Here is a 16478-nt window from a genome sequence, read left to right as displayed (position 1 = left end):
GGCTCTTTTTTATGGCTGGCGGTTAGCCAGACGCTTTTTGCCCGCGTACAGCCAGCCCGCGCCCAGCACCACAAACCACAACGGCGTCACGATCAGCGCCTGGCGGGTATCCGCTTCCAGCGTCAGCAGCACCAGTACAAAGACGAAGAACGCCATGCACACCCAGCACATCAGTTTGCCCAGCGGCATTTTGTAGTTCGACTTTTCATGCAACTGCGGGCGCTGCTTACGGTACACCAGGTACGAGCAGAGGATGATCGTCCAGACGAACATAAACAGGATCGCCGATACGGTGGTGATCATGGTGAACGCGGCAATCGCGCTCGGATTGACGTACAGCATCACCACACCGCCCAGCAGGCAGATACAGGAGAAGGTCAACCCTTTCGCCGGAACCGCGCGTTTAGAGAGCTTAGCGAACGCTTTCGGCGCCACGCCATCCTGCGCCAGGCCGAACAACATCCGGCTGGTGGAAAAGACGCCGCTGTTGGCAGAAGACGCCGCCGATGTCAGCACTACGAAGTTGATAATGCTCGCCGCCGCCGGAATACCCACCAGCACGAACAACTCAACAAATGGGCTCTTATCCGCCACCACGGAACTCCACGGTGTCACCGACATGATCACAATCAGCGCGAAAACGTAGAACATAATGATGCGCACCGGGATCGAGTTGATGGCGCGCGGCAGGGATTTCTCCGGATCTTTGGTTTCCGCTGCGGTCGTACCGACCAGCTCAATCCCCACAAAAGCAAACACCGCGATCTGGAAACCAGCAAAGAACCCGCTGATGCCTTTCGGGAACCAGCCGCCGTCATTCCACAGATGCGAGAAGGAAGCTTCAACGCCGGTCGGGGATTTAAAGTGCATCAGCACCATCACCACACCCACGATGATCAGCGCGACAATGGCGACGATTTTGATCATCGCAAACCAGAACTCCATCTCGCCGAACATTTTTACCGTCGCGAGATTGAGGCTCAGCAGCACGACGACAACGGCCAGCGCCGCTACCCAATCGGCAAGGCCGGGGAACCAGAACTGCGCGTAAGCCGTGATGGCGACGACATCGGCCATGCCGGTCACTACCCAGCAAAACCAGTATGTCCAGCCGGTAAAATACCCCGCCCACGGGCCTAACAGGTCGGCGGCGAAGTCGCTAAAGGATTTGTATTCGAGATTCGACAGCAGTAATTCACCCATGGCGCGCATGACGAAAAACAGCATAAAGCCGATGATCATATAGACAAAAATGATCGACGGACCGGCGAGGCTGATGGTTTTCCCGGAGCCCATAAACAGCCCGGTCCCGATGGCACCGCCAATGGCGATGAGCTGAATATGCCGGTTTGTGAGATTTCGCCGTAGCGACTGTTCAGTCGACGCCTGTTCGTCGGCCACGACTTTAACCTGATCTACCATGTTGTATTCCTGTCTGTGTTGTTGGGGCTCTACTGGCCTTTTTTAGTTGCGTGTTCCGCCCTTGTATGGACGCAAAGATATTAGGTAAGAATCGGCGGGATGAATACTCGGAATTAAAAACAATGTTAAATATTTGTTTAAAGTGAGTGTCATATCACTCAGGTAACGCGAAATAGCTCACAAAAATACACCCGATTGCGCCATTTGCAAGATAATCTGTCGGTATTGGTTTTATTAACAAACGATCAGCGCAGCAGGTGCAGCCTCTCCCCTAACGGGAAGAGGCATTTATGCGGGGAATTACAGGATTTCCAGCAGTTCCACTTCAAATACCAGCGTGCTGAACGGCGGAATAGACGCGCCAGCACCGCGCTCGCCGTACGCGAGGTTGTGCGGAATAGTCAGTTCCCATTTGGAACCCACCGGCATCAGCGTCAGGGCTTCGATCCAGCCAGCAATCACGCCGTTAACCGGAAATTCAGCCGGTTCGCCGCGCGCAACGGAGCTGTCGAACACGCTGCCATCAATCAGTTTACCGGTGTAGTGCACACGTACACGGTCGGTACGCGCCGGGATAGCGCCTTCGCCCTGGGTAATAACGCGGAATTGCAGACCGGATTCGGTGCTGTTCACGCCTTCACGCTCGCGGTTCTCTTCCAGATATTTCACGCCTTCCGCCGCCATCTCTTCGAAACGGGAACGACGCACAGCGTCGGCACGCTCGTGAATTTCACGCAGCGCACGATGTACAACATCTACCGGAACAGCGGGTTGTTTGCCTTCCAGTGCATCAGCGATGCCTGCGACCAGCGCTTCCGGTAACAGCCCCTCTAACCCGGATTCGCTCAGCTGCTGTCCTACCTGCAAACCAATGCCGTAGCTGGCTTGCGCTTCGATCGTGTCAAAAGTTGGGGTTGTCATGGGTTTTCCTTTCATCGCTTTTTAAGGTAGCGCGCAGCATAACAGCCGCGCTGCACCGGGTAAAACTTTGTCGCAGGAAAGATGACAAATCGCAGGGAAAGGGAAAGAATACAGCAAGTAAGATTTATCCCGAATTGCGGTCACAAAATGCAGCTTTTTGTCGACTTTCAGGCAGTTAAAAACGGCGTACGCCGCGGTGGCGGGATAAAGTGTATATACTCAACGAGACAGGACATTAAATGACGCGGAGCAGGAGGAAAGCCATGCCCGGGCGATTTGAACTGAAACCTACCCTGGTGAAAATCTGGCAAGCCCCGGACCATTTTCGCCTGATGGATCCGCTCCCGCCATTGCACCGTCGCGGCCTGATCCTCGCGGCTTTGCTGGTGGTTATCGGTTTTCTGTTACCGTCCACTGACGACAGCAACCGCTCCACTACGCCATCCGGTGCTCGCGAAGCGCAACTCAATCTTCCTGCCTCTTCACAGCCGCAACCTTCCACAGCGGAACCCACACCGCCGCAGGTGGTGAGTGAGCCGCAGCAGACCGCGCCGAGCGCGGAAGAATCAATGCAACAGCAACAAGCCGTAGAGCAACAGCAACCGGTGCAGCAACCGCGTCAGCATGCAGCACAGAACACGCTGCCCTCTTCCAGCGGCATCGAGCAGCAGTGGCGCGCTTACCGTGTTGAAGAGGGGAAAACGCTGGCGCAACTGTTCCGCGATCATAACCTGCCGCCAACCGATGTCTATGCGATGGCCAAAGTGGAAGGTGACGGTAAACCGCTGAGCACCCTGCAAAGCGGCCAGATGGTGAAAATTCGCCAGAACGCTAACGGCGTAGTAACCGGGCTGACCATCGAAACCGGCGGCCAGCCGGTGCTGTTTACCCGCCAGCCGGACGGCAGCTTTATCCGCGCGCGTTAAGCCACTATGCCGGGTACCTGTTACCCGGCTCGTTTATTGACCCACCAGATCCCTGAGCAGACCAGTACCAGCGCGACCGCGTATTTGATATCAAGAATATTTTCACCGAGGAAAATGGCGGAGAGCACCGTACCGGCAACCGGTATCACGAAATTGAACGGCGCGATCATGCTGACGCGGTTCACTTTCAGCAGCATGCTCCACAGCGCAAAAGCCACCGCAGACAGCAGTGTAAGATAACCGAGGATCGCGACCGCGCTGAGGCTATGCACTTCTAGCGTTCCCCCCGACAGATAGCCGCCAATCAGCAGCGCAACGCCGCCGATAGCCAACTGCCAGCCGGTCATCACCGTGGGATCTACTGTCTGGGAAATGCGTTTGCCATACAGCGTGGCGGCAGAGAGGATAAACGCCGCCAGCACAATGAAACCGTCGCCGTTCCAGACAAAAACAAAGTCACGCATACCGCTGTGGAAGTTCACCAGCATGACGCCGGCAAAGCCCAGAATACAGCCGAGGCTTTTGTTGTAGCTGAGCTTGTCGTTTTGATAGATAAAGTGCGCCAACAGCACGCTGAAGAAGGTGCCGGTCGCATTCATGATCGACCCGTTTACGCCGGTAGTATAAGCAAGACCAATATAGAAGAAGGTGTATTGCAGGGTCGTTTGCGTTAACCCGAGCACCGTCAGTTGCCCAAACTGCGTAGCCGATAACCTGCCAATCGGTTTGCGCTGCGCCAGGGCGAACAGCAGCAGCAATACCCCTGCAAACAGGAAACGGTAACCGGCAAATACCACCTTTGACGGGATATCGTCGGTGGCGATGTGAAAGAGTTCGTAGCCGTTTTTAATGGCCGGGTAGGAGCTACCCCAGAGCAGACAACAGAGCGTGGCGCAGGCGTAAGCCACATTGCGGCGGGCAAAAACGGACGCGGGCAGAGCGGTTTCCATGACAAATCTCAAAGATAAAATTGCGTTTCAATTATTACCTGAGGATGCGTCAGAATGCGAGATTAAACAAGCCACAATGGCCTGTTCTGCGAGGCCTGAAAAGCAAAACGCCGGCACAAGGCCGGCGTTTTACACATTGTTTTAGAGTAACGAATTACTCAGCAACAACGTTTACAGTCAGTTTAGCGAATACTTCGCTGTGAACCTGGAAGTCCACTTCGTGCTCACCAACAGTACGCAGAACGCCGTTCGGCAGGCGAACTTCGCTCTTCGCAACTTTCACGCCAGCTGCAGTTACAGCGTCAGCGATGTCGCGAGTACCGATGGAACCGAACAGTTTACCTTCGTCGCCAGATTTAGACGCGATGGTAACAGAGCCCAGTGCGTTGATGCTTTCAGCGCGAGCGTTAGCAGCCGCCAGAACGTCAGCCAGTTTGGCTTCCAGTTCAGCGCGACGAGCTTCGAAATACTCAACGTTTTTCTTGGTAGCCGGAACAGCTTTACCCTGCGGTACCAGGAAGTTACGAGCGTAGCCCGCTTTAACGTTAACCTGATCACCCAGGCTACCCAGGTTTGCTACTTTATCAAGCAGAATAACTTGCATTACCTTATCCTCTCAAAGTCGTATTAATGGACCGTGACCGATTACTGATGACGATCAGTGTACGGCAGCAGGGACAGGTAGCGAGCGCGTTTGATAGCGCGTGCCAGCTGGCGCTGATATTTTGCACGGGTACCGGTGATACGGCTCGGGACAATCTTACCGCTTTCGGTGATGTAGTTTTTCAGCGTAGCGATATCTTTATAGTCGATCTCTTGAACGCCTTCCGCGGTGAAACGGCAGAACTTGCGACGACGGAAATAACGTGCCATTTGGCTAGTCTCCAGAATCTATCAATTCAATCTGCTCGGCATGCAGAACCATTTTGCTCAAGCCGTTCTTTGCCTTGTGGCAACTGATGAACCCCTGAACAGTTACTGCGCTGCCGACCGTTATACTGTGAGTAATGGCCTGGTTCTCCTGCCCGCTGATTATTACAGGCATTTGGCACCACGCCTGCCGGTGGAAACCGGCTTCCTCCTGCATAGAACGGTGCTCAAGCACGAACTGGCAGTGAGGAATTCCTGACGGGCTGACCTTACGAAGCGGCGCCCTGCACACTGTGCCGGACAACACCAGGCGGTTGGCCATCAGTAATTACTCTTCAGAATCCCCAGCATCTGCATCATCTGCGGTTTCGTTAGCGAAATCATCGCGACGCTCACGGCGCTCGTCTTTCGCTTTAACCATCGGAGATGCTTCGGTAACAGCGTGTTTAGTACGCATAACCATGCTGCGAATAACGGCATCGTTGAAGCGGAAGTTTGTTTCCAGCTCATCGATCACTTCCTGCGGAGCTTCAACGTTCATCAGAACGTAGTGTGCTTTGTGCAGTTTGTTGATCGGGTAAGCCAGCTGACGGCGGCCCCAGTCTTCCAGACGGTGGATCGTACCTTCTGCTGCAGTGATTGCACCAGTGTAACGTTCGATCATGCCCGGAACCTGTTCGCTCTGGTCAGGATGGACCATAAAAACGATTTCGTAATGACGCATCGAATTGCTCCTTACGGATTATTCAGCCTCCTGTCTGGGTCAGCCGAATCCCGGGGAGGCAAGGAACGTGTTAAAGGTCGGCTGAAAAATTGACGCGTCATAATACTGATGTCCCCTGCCAAACTCAAGGCAATTGCACAAATAATTCGCACTAAGCGCAAAGAGAAGCGCGCCTGGCGAATTAAAATTAAGCACAACGCATTACGGCAATTTTTTGAACGACAGCATCAGAAATGGTCGCGATACCTTTTTGGGCTAACGCATACACTTTAAACAGGCCTCAAACATAAGGAGGAGAGATGTTAAAAAACTAAAAAACGACGTTTTATCGGAGCATAACATCATGAAATACATCGCAATATTATTAACAAGCTTGCTGCTTAGCGCCAATGCCGCAGCGGCAATTAAACTCAACAACCAGCAAGCCCGTAACATGGATGATGTGCACAGCTTAGGCGTTATCTATATCAATCATAACTTCGCTACTGAGCATGAAGCTGACGAGGCGCTCAATGACGAGGCCGACGCCCACAGCGCCAAATATTACCGTGCAGAGCTCACTCATGAGCCTGGGAGCAACGGCAACCTGCACGCCAGCGCGTTTATCTACCGCTAATTATACCTTTTACAGGCCACTCTCTCTTGCATTTGCGGCCCTGCATTGGGGCCGCACACCGACGTGAGAATTCTTTTTTTATCCCCCTTATCAAACCCCTTTCCGGCAGGTTTAATAGCGTTCTGGCTGCGGTGATGAAAAGGTGCGGGAAAAGCAATGTTCAAGCGGTTTTCAACGTTAGGTCGCATACCTGCAGGCGTCTGGGTATTAGGCGGCGTCAGTATGTTGATGGATATCTCCTCGGAGATGATCCACAGCTTGCTGCCACTGTTTATGGCCACGACGCTCGGCACAAGCGTCGTGATTATTGGCCTGATTGAAGGGCTGGCGGAAGCCACCGCGCTGATGATTAAAGTCTTTTCCGGCATGTTCAGCGACTACATCGGCAAACGCAAAGGGCTGGCGCTGCTAGGTTATGGCATGGGCGCATTAAGCAAGCCGCTGTTTGCGCTGGCCTCAACATCCGGCCTGGTGTTCGGCGCACGCATGATGGATCGGCTTGGCAAAGGTATTCGCGGGGCGCCGCGCGATGCGCTGGTTGCCGATGTCACCCCGACGGAAATCCGCGGCGCAGCGTTTGGTTTGCGCCAGTCGCTGGACACCGTTGGCGCGTTCCTCGGGCCATTGCTGGCGGTCGCATTGATGCTGTTGTGGAATGACGACTTTCAGGCCGTATTCTGGATCGCGGTGATCCCCGGAGTGCTGGCGGTCGCGCTGTTATTCTTTGGCCTGCACGAACCGAAAACCCCCATCGCCCATAAGCGCACCAATCCCATTCGCCGCGAAAATCTCAAACGGTTAAGCCGTGCTTACTGGTGGGTGGTGGCGCTCGGTTTTATCTTTACCCTCGCCCGCTTTAGCGAAGCATTTTTGGTGCTGCGCGCCCAGCAGCTGGAGATCCCGCTGGCGACCATTCCGCTGGTGATGGTCGCCATGAACCTGGTCTACTCGGTCACCGCCTATCCGTTTGGCAAACTGTCAGACCGCATCAGCCACAGCCGGTTATTACAGCTGGGTCTGGTGGTACTGATCTTCGCGGATATGGCGCTGGCGCTCAGCCAGCACTGGAGCACATTGCTGCTCGGTGTCGCACTGTGGGGTGTGCATATGGGCATGACGCAAGGCTTGCTCGCGACCATGGTTGCCGATACCGCGCCAGCGGAACTGCGCGGCACGGCGTTTGGCATGTTCAATCTACTCAGCGGTGTTGCGCTGCTGCTGGCAAGCCTCGGTGCCGGCGTTTTGTGGGAAACCCACGGTGCGGCGTCAACCTTCTGGGCGGGAGCCATCATCTGTGTGCTCGCGCTGGTGGTTATGCGCTTGCGCCGAACGGCTTAAAGATAACGGCTAAAAAAGTCCGTTGTTGCACTCAGCGCTTGCGGGGTAATACGGTGCGTTACCCCGGCTTCCCACTGGTAAGTGAGATTGGTGTCCAGCCCCTGTTCCTGCAATGCTTGCTGTAAACGGAAAGATTCCGCTGCTGGCACCACATCATCCTGCTCACCGTGCCACAGCAGCAGCGGGCGATCGGCAATGCGCGCCAGTTGCGTACTGACGTCCCACTGTGAGAGCGGATCAATAATCGCGTCGAATTCACATTGCTGTTCCGGCGTGGTCACGGCCAGCGGCGGGAAAAGCGTACGCGCAAGCGTGGTGAAATAGCCGGAGCCCATCAGGCTTGCGACGCAGCGCACTTCCGGGTGTTGGGTCATAATGCCCAGCGCAGTCATCCCGCCCATTGACGCACCACCGATCGCCAGCCGCCGGTTATCAATCAAGTCAAGGCGCTCCAGCGTGTCGCGCAGCGCGGCGAACTCTTCAATATTGCCCTGTAAGATTTGCCAGAACTGATGCAAGCGCCGCTCAACATCGCCGCTAAAGCGCGCACCATGATCCGGTGCATCCGGTATCACCACGCGGAAACCGGCTTGCGCCAGCGCCACGGCAAAGTAGCTGTAGACCAGCTTTGATGAGGTGAAACCGTGATAAAACACGACACAAGGCAGCGGTTCGCCGCGTTTTCCCGCCGGGAAGGCATGCAGCGTTTCGATACCCGCAAATTGTTCAACCTGAAGTTCAATCATTACTTCCTCCTTGATCTATAGTGCTGGTATGCCACTGGCAACAGGGTGGCGCAAGTCAGATTTCGCATGAGCATCTGACGACGTTGAGAGATAGCTTACGCTTTCAAAACACTTTCATTCGAAATTAGTGCTCGGGATAACATTTCGGGAACATTCCCCCAAACGGAAATTCACCAGGAACTACACTATGGCAATCAGGAGAGATGAGAAAACCATGCGTGCTTTACCGTGCTTACTGTTCGCCTTGTTATTAAGCGGCTGCGCAGTGCTGGAAGGTAAGCCGCAATCTGCACCGCCGGTTAGCGACCATCCGCAGGAAATCCGCCGTAATCAAACGCAGGATCTCCGCGAGATTGGTGCCGTTAGCGTAACGGTACTGGGTTCTCCCATGGACGTGGAAGACGCAATCAAAGCCAAAGCCGTGGCCGCCGGCGCCAATTATTACGTCATCATCATGATGGATGACACCATAATTCCCGGTCGTTGGTTCGGACGCGCCCTGCTGTATAAACAGTAGCGAGGCGTTGATTTTCAGGACATTTACATTGCTTTGCGTCCATTGATGTTCTCCTGTGCACAATAGGATTTTTCGAATCCGTTGCGCGAAAGGAAGCCCTGCACACTATCGGGGTAACGTAAAATGGAGCTGACTATGAAACGATCTCTTGCTTTAAACTCACTGTTGCTTTCTACCGGTTTGCTAAATACAACAGCGCAGCCTGCAGAGTTCGCCAGCGCTGACTGCGTGACGGGATTAAACGAAATCGGTCTTATCTCCGTCAATAATGTCTCAGGGAGCCTACAGGACGTTGAGCGGGTTATCGCGTTAAAAGCAGATGAACAGGGAGCCTCCTGGTATCGCATTGTGCGAATGCAGGAAGATCAACAAGTTGACAACTGGCGAGTGCAGGCCATTTTGTACGCCTGAGCCGTCGTAAAAAGCCACCTAAATCTGGTGGCTTTTTTATGCCCCTACAATCATTAAGATTATGTTATTGTAAGGATACATCGATGTAACATTTTGTTACATTGACAAACTAAATGTTATCGCAATTGTGCCGTTGAAGGAGCCTCATACACAGAACAACGGACAAATTATGAGCGCCTTTTTTCGCCGCACCGGCCTCGGTGCAAAATTGTCACTTCTGACTGGCGCAAGCGTTGCAACGCTTTTCCTCTTATTCACTTTTCTGATGAGCAATAAAGCCAGCCAACAGCTGGAAACGCTGGCCATGGAAGACCTGCACAGCCAGTCTACCGGGGTGGTGGATATGGTTGAAATGTTCAACAGTAGTCTCAGTGATGAGGTGGAGAGCTACACGCGCTTGTTCAGCAGTTTTCTGCCACAGCCGCTCGCGGTTGATTCACAGCAGCGCCGCGAGATTAACGGTATCGATGTGCCGCTCTTCAAAGGCGGCGATACTGAACTGCATAACAACAACGCTATCCCGGACGATTTCCTCAACCGAACCAGCGCTATCGCGACGCTATTCGTGCGCAGCGGTGACGACTTTGTGCGTGTCGCAACATCACTGCGCAAAGAGAACGGCGATCGCGCCATCGGCACAAAGCTGGATAAAGCCAGCCCGGCTTTTGCGCCGGTAATGAAAGGTGAAGTCTATCGCGGTCTGGCGCTGCTGTTTGGCAAACGCTATATCACCCAATACCAACCGGTGAAAGACGCCAGCGGCAACACCATTGCCATTCTGTTTGTTGGCGTTGATATCTCCCGTTCGTGGGAGGTGATGCGCAATAAGATCCTCGGTCGTAAGCTGGGTGAAAGCGGCCATTTCTTCGTGCTTGATCGCAACCAGGGCAAGAATTACGGCAACTATCTGTTCCACGATACCGATGAAGGCAAACGCCCGCAGTGGGATGAAAAAGATCTGCAAACCTTGCTGACAAACAGCAGCGGTACGCTGGCGCGCCAGAGCGCAGACGGCCGCACATTGCTGATGTCCTACACCGCGCTGCCCGGCTGGAACTGGACAGTCGTTGGCGAAGTCGACAAAGCCGTACTGCTGCGCGATGTTACCACCATGCGTAACCAGTTCCTGCTGGCTGGTATCGTGGTTTCCCTGCTGTTTGCCGCGCTGTTTGTGGTGATTATTCGCCGCTGGCTCAGCCGCCCGTTGCGTAACGTTATCGAACTCGCTCAGCAGTATTCGGCAGGCGATTTGCGCGCCACCCTGGTGGTGGATCGCCACGATGAAGTTGGGCAGTTGATCGAAGCCATTAACGGCATTGGCGACGGGCTGCACAAGATTGTGTTGCAGGTGCGCGAATCCGCCGCCGAAATTAACCTCGGCACCAACGCGCTGGCCGCCGACAGCGGCGAAATCAGCGAGCAGATCAACAAGCAAGCCAGCAGCGTGGAAGAGACCTCCGCCAGCATGGAGCAGCTTGCCGCCACCGTGCAGCAAAACGCTGCCAACATGGAACAAACGCAAAGCCTGGTGAATGAAACCACCGACGCGGTGCAAAAAGGCGGGAAAACCGTCGATCATTCCGTGGCGACAATGGAAGACATTCGCGCAGCATCACAGCGCATTGCCGACATTACCCATGTGATTGAATCCATCGCTTTCCAGACCAATATCCTGGCGCTCAACGCCGCGGTAGAAGCCGCGCGCGCAGGGGAACATGGTAAAGGTTTCGCCGTAGTTGCCCAGGAAGTTCGCGCCCTGGCGGCGCGCAGCGCGAACGCGGTGAAAGAGATTGAAGCGCTGATTGGTGACACGCTGAAAAAGGTGAGCGAAGGACATTCCCAGTCAGAAGCCACGCGCGTTGCCATGCAATCGATCATCAGCCACATGGATCAGATTAACCAACTGGTGCATGAAATTAACCATGCCTCCCATGAGCAATCAGCGGGCATCAACCAGGTTAACCTGGCGATGACGCACATCGGCGACGCCACGCACGTCAACGCCGGGCGCGTTTCGCAAAGCGAGGAGACGGCCCGTACGTTGCGGGAAAAAGGCGCACACCTGAGCGAGCTGGTAAGCCTGTTCCGCCTGAAGATGGATTAATTTGCCGCCCCCGTGGCGCGTAGCAGCAGGTCATTTTGCACCTGCTCGCCAATCGGCGACGTGCCACGGGTATCCAGCATCATCTGGCACCACGCCTGCGCGATCGGCGGCGATGCGTGGCGCAGCATTTGCGCTCCTGTTCCCAGCCGCCAAAGCAGTTGCGTTATCTCCCTTCCCTGCGCTTCATCCGGTCTGCGTAGCCGCTGCTGAAGCTGTCGCCATGCGCGATCAAAATGGCGATCCTGCCCTTTCACCGCCGCAAAATCATCACTGAGCAAATCCACTATCCCCGGCTGTTTACCCAGCACGCGCAGCACATCCAGGCACATGACGTTGCCGGAACCTTCCCAGATGCTATTGACCGGCATTTCGCGATACAAGCGCGGTAACTCGCTCTCCTCGCAATAGCCGATACCGCCAAGCACTTCCATCGCTTCGGCGACAAACGGGATCCCGCCCTTACAGACCGCAAATTTCGCCACCGGAGTAAACAGACGCGCAAAGAGCGCGTCTTGCTCATTGCGGCGGCTGTCCCATGCGCGGGCGAGGCGAAACAGCATGGTGGTTTGCCCCTCAAGTTCCAGCGCCATCCTGCTCAGTACGTGACGCATCAGCGGCTGATCGACCAGGTTTTTACCAAACGCCTGACGCCGGTGTGCGTGATAGAGCGCCACCGAAAAGGCGCGGCGCATCAGACCATGGCTTCCCAGCGCGCAATCAAAGCGCGTCAGCCCACCCATTTTGAGGATCTGCCGCACGCCGTCGCCCTCTTCGCCAAGCAGCCAGCCGCTGGCATCGCAAAACTCCGCTTCGCTACTGGCATTAGAACGGTTGCCGAGTTTCTCTTTCAGACGCTCAAGCCGCACGCCGTTACGCTGACCGCCAGGCAGAAAGCGCGGTACAAAAAAGCAGGAGAGCCCGCCTTTGGCCTGTGCCAGCACCAGATGTGCATCACTTTGCGGTACGGAAAAGAACCATTTATGTCCCACCAGCCGGTATTCATCCCCGCTTTTTTCCGCTCGGGTGGTATTGCTCAGTACATCCGTTCCGCCCTGTTTTTCGGTCATTCCCATACCAATCAGCAGGCCGCGTTTCTGGTTGCCCGGCGCTAAATGAGGATCGTAACGGTCGCTCAACAGCGGTTTTAACCAGTCATGAAAAGGCATCGGCAAGGCCTGTTGCAGCAGCGGCGTGGCCGCGAAAGTCATGGTGATGGGGCACAAGGTGCCGGATTCAACCTGGGCGTGCAGCACAAACCGCGCCGCCCGCGCGACAAAAGAACCGACGCGCGCCTCCTCTTCCCAGGCCAGGTTATGCACCCGGTTGGCGCACAGCCCCTGCATCAACAGATGCCACGCCGGGTGAAAACGGACATCATCCAGCCGCTCGCCGGTGGTGTCATAACGCAGCAGCTCCGGGGGATTGGCGTTAGCTAATCTTCCCAGCTCCAGCGATTCCGCCGCGCCCAATTGTTGGCCAATGCTGGCGAGCAGCTCGGCGTCCCACGCCGCGCCTTCGCGCATCACCGCCTCGCACAAAGGGCGATCGGAAAGAAAAAGGTTGCTGTTTTTTAACGGAATGGGTTGGTTAAAAACGGTATGCGTCTGCCAGTGCATCGTGTCTCCCTCCTTCAATGGCAATGAAGATAAGTATGGACAGCCCGCGCTAACGCTGCATGGGAGTAGGCTCACAAGGCCGCAATTTGACGGTAATCATTCGTGAAACGGCTCACACAATATAAGAATAATATATTTCACGAATGCGATTACTGATGAATAATTTATTCTCACCTTGCCAAAGAGAATCCTGATGCCAGCTTCCCAACACGCACCGAATGCGCACAAACGCGCTTTGATTGCCGGCTCGATCGGCAACTTTATCGAGTGGTACGAATTCGCGGTCTACGGCTTTCTCGCCACCGTAATTGCGAAAAACTTCTTTCAACTCGCGGGCGAAACCGGGCTCACCAGTCTGATCCTGACTTATGCCTCCTTTGCCGTCGCCTTTTTCTTCCGCCCACTTGGCGCAATGGTGTTCGGGCGTATCGGTGACCGGATTGGCCGCAAGCCGACGCTGATTATCGTGCTGGTGATGATGACGCTCGCTACCGCCGCGATTGGTCTTGTCCCGGTGTATGCCAGCATTGGCATCGCCGCGCCGCTCATTATTACCGGTTTACGCATTTTGCAGGGGCTGTTTGCCGGGGGCGAATACGGTGGCGCGGTATCGCTAATGACGGAGTTCGCGCCGCGCGGCAAACGCGGGCTGTATGGTGCATGGCAATCTTTTACCGTGGCGCTGGGGCTGCTGGCAGGTGCCGGTATTGTGGCGCTGCTTTCCGTGTTGCTGACGCCAGAGGCGTTGCATGACTGGGGCTGGCGCATCCCCTTCTTCCTTGCGCTGCCGATGGGCGTTGTCGCGCTGTGGTTGCGGGTGAGCATGGAGGAGACGCCAAGTTTTGTGCAACAGCAGGCGCATCCTGTTACCGAACGCGCCCGGCTGAGCGACACGTTCAAAGCCATCATCATGGGGATCGGCCGGGTGATGGTGTGGTCCGCCGCCGGTTATACCTACCTTGTGATCATGCCTGCGTATTTACAGTCGGCGCTGCATACCGGCTTTAACCAGGCGCTGCTGATTGCGGTGATATCCAATATCGGCTTTGCGGTGACGATCATTCCCTCCGGCATCCTGAGCGATCGCATCGGGCGTCGTACGGTGATGGTGATTGCCACCGCGCTGCTGCTGATCCTGGCGCTGCCGCTGCTGAAAATCCTGCAGGCGGAATCAAGCACGCTGGCGATAAAAGCCGTGGTGGTACTGGTAGCCGGCGGTCTGGTCGGTATGCTGGCAGGACCTGGCCCGGCGATGCTTGCGGAGATGTTTCCAACCCGCGTGCGTTATACCGGGCTGGGCCTGGCGTATTCGCTGTCGAACGCGCTGTTTTCCGGCTGCGCGGGGTTAATCATCACCGGTCTTATCAAAGAGACAGGAAATGTCGATATCCCGGCCTATTACGTTATGGCAACGGCGTTAGTCAGCATTGTGGCGCTGATGACGCTCAAAAAAGATGACCATTTGCGCTCGCTTGAGGAGTAACGTTCGTTGCCCGGCCGCGTTGCGCTTGCCGGGCGGTGCATTACCCGGCGATGTAATGCGGTACAAACCGCGAGGTATCTTTGGTAATCAAGGTGCAATCTTCGCGGATGCCCATACCGACCGCTTCATCGTCTACCACCCAACTGCCAATCAGCGTGTAGCTGTCGCCAAAGCGCGGCAGCGGCTGAAAAGCCTGGTAGATCATCGGTTCTTCACCGTAGTCGCCCTCTTCATGGTCAATCACGTTGTGCGCCCCGTCGAAAAGGGTGACATTGCCCCCTTCACGGGAAAACAGCGGCTTGCGCACGTAGCTGGCACCCGCCGCGATTTGCGGCTTTTCCCCGTCAAACCAGGCGGGCAGCAGGTTCGGATGATGGGGGAAGAAACGCCACAGCAGCGGCAGTAGCCCCTTATTGCTGAGCACGCTTTTCCACAACGGTTCCAGCCACTGCTCGCGGCGTTTACACAACAAGGGGCCGTTCTCGTCGCGCATCATCCACTCAAGCGGATAGAGCTTAAACGCCTGGCGAATGACATTATCATCCAGATCCGTCAATACACCGCCCAGCCCCAGCCCAACGTCTTCGATATAAATAAACCGCGTATCGAGTCCGGCCTGGCGGGCGCAATCCTCCAGGTAGAGCACCGTGCCGCGATCTTCCTCGGTTCCTTTGCAGCAGCAAAAATAGAGCGGATGACGACTCTGGATCTCGGCGAAACGGGCAATCAACTTGTCCTGAATCGCGTTGTACTGATCGGCATCGCGTGGGAGCGTACCGTTACGCCGCGCATCCTCCATCCACAGCCACTGGAAGTAGGCCGATTCGTACAGCGAGGTTGGCGTATCAGCGTTATATTCCAGCAACTTCACCGGGTCTTTGCCGCACCAGACAAAATCCATTCGCCCGTAGAGCGACGGATCGCGGTTGCGCCAGCTTGCCGCAATCGCATCCCAGTACAACGGCGGGATCGCCAGCTGGCGAAGGATCGCCTCGTCCGCCACGGCGCGATCGACTACCTCAAGGCACATTTGATGCAGTTCGGCGGTCGGCTTTTCAATCTGCTCTTCAATCTGGCGCAGCGTAAAACGGTAAGCACGGCTCTCATCCCAGTAAACTTCGTTATCAATGATATGGAAGTCAAAGCCGTGGTCGCGGGCGATCCGCTCAAGATCCGGGCGCACAGCAACATCATGACGCAGCATCGTTAGCCTCCCCAGCTTCCGCGCGCGCTGGAAGAGCGCCCGAAACCGCCACGTGATGAAGTGGTCGCCTTTTTGGTGGTGTAACCGTAATGGTTGCTCGCGCTGCTGCTTCCACCGGAGCGCCAGCTGTAATCTCCGTCGCGGTTGCGCCACACCGGGCGGGAAGCGTAGTAACTGCCGCCGCTGCTGTAGCTGTATTGCTCATCCCGGTCTTTGCGCACGGCCTGGCTTAACAGAAAACCGCTGAGCACTGGCATCCAGCGCTGGCCAATATTGTCGTAGTAGCAATTATCGTATTGCTGCACGCAATACGGCTGCGACATATTGCGCGGGATCTCTTGCTCGAAGTTCATGCGAGCATTGTTCCACGCATCGTTACACACCTGCGCAGCGTTACCGTCGTCAACGCAATCCTGCTGCGAGGTGTAATAGACCCCGTCACCGTCGTTATCGTCTTTATGATCGTTGCAGCCTTTTAAAGCAAAAAAGGCGGCGCCGCCCATAATTGCCAGCGTCAGGTATTGCCCGCTTTTACGCTCTTTCGGCTGGGTGAAAATGGGCCGCTGGGCGCGGCTCTGCGCAGGCGAAAGAATAGGATTTCTTTGCCGATTTGCTCTCTTTCTGGCCATG

Annotated in this window: 18 protein-coding genes; 7 read left to right on the top strand and 11 right to left on the bottom strand. The window is 55.5% G+C overall.

Annotation, left to right across the window (positions count from 1 at the left end; genetic code table 11):
• Positions 1–9: 9 nt before the first annotated feature.
• Both cycA and bamJ read right to left on the bottom strand, forming a co-directional pair.
• Positions 10–1422, bottom strand: coding sequence for a D-serine/D-alanine/glycine transporter (gene cycA / locus H650_RS16545; protein WP_020456256.1), 1413 nt, complete (start codon positions 1420–1422; stop codon positions 10–12).
• 300 nt (positions 1423–1722) lie between these two features.
• Positions 1723–2343: a BamJ family beta-barrel-assembly machinery protein gene (gene bamJ, locus H650_RS16540; RefSeq protein WP_020456255.1), complete on the bottom strand. Its 621-nt coding sequence runs from the start codon at positions 2341–2343 to the stop codon at positions 1723–1725.
• A 263-nt stretch (positions 2344–2606) separates the two neighbouring features.
• On the opposite strand from bamJ, the gene H650_RS16535 reads away from it, so the two are divergent.
• Entirely contained in the window at positions 2607–3269 is a 663-nt protein-coding gene (locus H650_RS16535; protein ID WP_020456254.1) for a LysM-like peptidoglycan-binding domain-containing protein, read from the top strand.
• 20 nt (positions 3270–3289) lie between these two features.
• On the opposite strand, the gene H650_RS16530 is transcribed toward H650_RS16535, so the two are convergent.
• From H650_RS16530 to rpsF, 5 genes are all read right to left on the bottom strand, one after another.
• The gene (locus tag H650_RS16530) at positions 3290–4219 is read right to left on the bottom strand and encodes a DMT family transporter (RefSeq protein ID WP_020456253.1); all 930 of its coding nucleotides are present in this window, start codon (positions 4217–4219) and stop codon (positions 3290–3292) included.
• A 154-nt stretch (positions 4220–4373) separates the two neighbouring features.
• The gene (gene rplI / locus H650_RS16525) at positions 4374–4823 is read right to left on the bottom strand and encodes a 50S ribosomal protein L9 (RefSeq protein WP_017459146.1); all 450 of its coding nucleotides are present in this window, start codon (positions 4821–4823) and stop codon (positions 4374–4376) included.
• A gap of 41 nt (positions 4824–4864) precedes the next feature.
• Positions 4865–5092 (bottom strand): 30S ribosomal protein S18, encoded by a 228-nt coding sequence (gene rpsR / locus H650_RS16520; RefSeq protein ID WP_000135199.1) that lies wholly within the window; start codon positions 5090–5092, stop codon positions 4865–4867.
• A gap of 4 nt (positions 5093–5096) precedes the next feature.
• Complete coding sequence (gene priB, locus H650_RS16515) at positions 5097–5411, bottom strand: primosomal replication protein N (protein ID WP_044489548.1); 315 nt, start codon at positions 5409–5411, stop codon at positions 5097–5099.
• A gap of 6 nt (positions 5412–5417) precedes the next feature.
• The gene (gene rpsF / locus H650_RS16510) at positions 5418–5813 is read right to left on the bottom strand and encodes a 30S ribosomal protein S6 (protein WP_020456251.1); all 396 of its coding nucleotides are present in this window, start codon (positions 5811–5813) and stop codon (positions 5418–5420) included.
• A gap of 343 nt (positions 5814–6156) precedes the next feature.
• On the opposite strand from rpsF, the gene yjfY reads away from it, so the two are divergent.
• Positions 6157–6429: a DUF1471 family protein YjfY gene (gene yjfY / locus H650_RS16505; protein WP_020456250.1), complete on the top strand. Its 273-nt coding sequence runs from the start codon at positions 6157–6159 to the stop codon at positions 6427–6429.
• A gap of 156 nt (positions 6430–6585) precedes the next feature.
• The gene (locus H650_RS16500; RefSeq protein ID WP_044489547.1) at positions 6586–7767 is read left to right on the top strand and encodes an MFS transporter; all 1182 of its coding nucleotides are present in this window, start codon (positions 6586–6588) and stop codon (positions 7765–7767) included.
• Here H650_RS16500 and yjfP read toward each other — a convergent pair.
• Positions 7764–8513, bottom strand: a complete 750-nt coding sequence (gene yjfP, locus H650_RS16495; protein WP_020456248.1) for an esterase — start codon at positions 8511–8513, stop codon at positions 7764–7766. The genes H650_RS16500 and yjfP overlap by 4 nt on opposite strands.
• 187 nt (positions 8514–8700) lie before the next feature.
• Between yjfP and bsmA the strand changes: the two genes are divergently transcribed.
• From bsmA to H650_RS16480, 3 genes are all read left to right on the top strand, one after another.
• The gene (gene bsmA, locus H650_RS16490) at positions 8701–9030 is read left to right on the top strand and encodes a biofilm peroxide resistance protein BsmA (RefSeq protein WP_044489546.1); all 330 of its coding nucleotides are present in this window, start codon (positions 8701–8703) and stop codon (positions 9028–9030) included.
• 123 nt (positions 9031–9153) lie between these two features.
• Positions 9154–9441, top strand: a complete 288-nt coding sequence (yjfN, locus tag H650_RS16485) for a DUF1471 family protease activator YjfN (protein WP_020456246.1) — start codon at positions 9154–9156, stop codon at positions 9439–9441.
• Positions 9442–9610: 169 nt separating this feature from the next.
• Positions 9611–11545, top strand: coding sequence for a methyl-accepting chemotaxis protein (locus tag H650_RS16480; RefSeq protein WP_020456245.1), 1935 nt, complete (start codon positions 9611–9613; stop codon positions 11543–11545).
• On the opposite strand, the gene H650_RS16475 is transcribed toward H650_RS16480, so the two are convergent.
• On the bottom strand, positions 11542–13161 hold the full coding sequence (locus tag H650_RS16475; RefSeq protein WP_020456244.1) for an isovaleryl-CoA dehydrogenase: 1620 nt from the start codon (positions 13159–13161) through the stop codon (positions 11542–11544). The genes H650_RS16480 and H650_RS16475 overlap by 4 nt on opposite strands.
• 193 nt (positions 13162–13354) lie before the next feature.
• Between H650_RS16475 and H650_RS16470 the strand changes: the two genes are divergently transcribed.
• Positions 13355–14644, top strand: a complete 1290-nt coding sequence (locus tag H650_RS16470) for an MFS transporter (protein ID WP_020456243.1) — start codon at positions 13355–13357, stop codon at positions 14642–14644.
• Positions 14645–14684: 40 nt separating this feature from the next.
• Here the strand turns inward: H650_RS16470 and H650_RS16465 are convergent, their stop codons facing one another.
• Entirely contained in the window at positions 14685–15848 is a 1164-nt protein-coding gene (locus H650_RS16465; protein WP_020456242.1) for a glutathionylspermidine synthase family protein, read from the bottom strand.
• A 2-nt stretch (positions 15849–15850) separates the two neighbouring features.
• A complete protein-coding gene (locus H650_RS16460) occupies positions 15851–16477 on the bottom strand; it encodes a DUF1190 domain-containing protein (RefSeq protein ID WP_020456241.1) in 627 nt (208 codons plus the stop codon).
• Position 16478: the final 1 nt, after the last annotated feature.

The sequence above is a fragment of the Enterobacter sp. R4-368 genome, assembly GCF_000410515.1.
Taxonomy (GTDB): Bacteria; Pseudomonadota; Gammaproteobacteria; order Enterobacterales; family Enterobacteriaceae; genus Kosakonia.
The sequence above is the reverse complement of the archived record's forward strand: the minus strand, read 5'-3'. Positions and strand labels throughout refer to the sequence as shown.